The following is a 1,193-nucleotide window of genomic DNA, read 5'->3' on the forward strand; positions in this document are numbered from 1 at the left end:
GTCGATCCAGTTCTCAAGCCGATCCGGGAACAGCACCGTCTGCCCGCGCGCCACACCTTCGATGAAACCCGACATGCTGATCCTCCACCACCATGCCAAAGGTTACCCCAAAACGGAGTTTCCACACAGCCTCGGCCCTGATTGCCCGCCGTGGTGTCTACAGGGCTCCGACCGCAACGGTGTAAGCCGTCAGGGTCGCGAGGACGTCGGAGCGAAAGAGAGCCAGGAGCAGTTTGGCGCAAAGTCGTGAGACAGGCTCGGGAGCGCCAGTGCGCAACAGAGTGCCTTCGAACAAGCGGCTTTGATCCGGGCCCGAGGCAGGTGCAATGCCGCATCATGAGGCCGGACATATGTCAGCACCCGATGATGCGCTAAATCTGTTCTAAAATACCTCTTTCGCTTGGGGCGGTTACACATGTTGCGCTATTCGAGGTTGGCGTGTAACCGCCCCTTTCCCCTATTGGGCGAAGGCATGCCGAGGGTCTCGGGCGTGCCGAGTGCTGTGAGGCGATTGAAGAGTGCGATAGGGATCCGGACCTCAGTATTTTGCCTGTCGAAGTCTTTGGCCATGATGCGTTCTCCGAATAGTTTGACGTCGGGCAGCTGAGCGCCATCGGTTCGAGTGAACCTGCGAGGTCATTTTTGCCTCGACCCGGCTGCGTCGGTGATAGCCAGTCCAGTTTTCCCGGCCGAAGCGTTTGCAAGCTCGCAGAGCGTCATTACGTGCCAGCAGTCCGGGTCGTGCCCATTCCAATTTCTGGCGTTGCGTCCTGGTGAAAGGATGGCTGCGGCTCCACGAGCTGCAAAAGCCATGTGACAGGCTTTTGTGTTGCAAACTCCATCCGCCGTGACACTCCCGATGAGCTGGCTCAGCTGGATTTGATTTAGGAGGTCAGGAAGCACTGGGGCGTCCTCAATCCGGTTTCCGCTTATCTCGACGGCTCGTATCTCAAGCGTTTGGGCATCAATGCCAATATGGACCTTGCGCCATTGCCGGCGACGGCATGCCTCGCATGCTTGCGAACCTGCCACTCGCCCTCGCCAGAGAACTTGATCCCGTACTATCAACGAGCAGCTGCGAACACACCTCGGAGACTTCATCTTGCGTCGGGGCCAACAGTTCACTGGACTGTTGCCTTATCCCTCCTCACCTAGGCTCAGGACTCATTGATCATATCCAGAAGATGACGATT

The 1,193-nt window shown here is 57.8% G+C and carries 1 pseudogene; it reads right to left on the reverse strand.

What is annotated here, in order from left to right:
- Window positions 1-423: 423 nt before the first annotated feature.
- Window positions 424-1,058 (reverse strand): annotated as a pseudogene (locus tag EG244_RS20055) (IS5 family transposase); the annotation flags it as partial.
- Between the last annotated feature and the right edge of the window lie 135 nt (window positions 1,059-1,193).

Source organism: Falsigemmobacter faecalis, from assembly GCF_003863335.1.
In the GTDB taxonomy this organism is placed as follows: Bacteria; Pseudomonadota; Alphaproteobacteria; order Rhodobacterales; family Rhodobacteraceae; genus Wagnerdoeblera; species Wagnerdoeblera faecalis.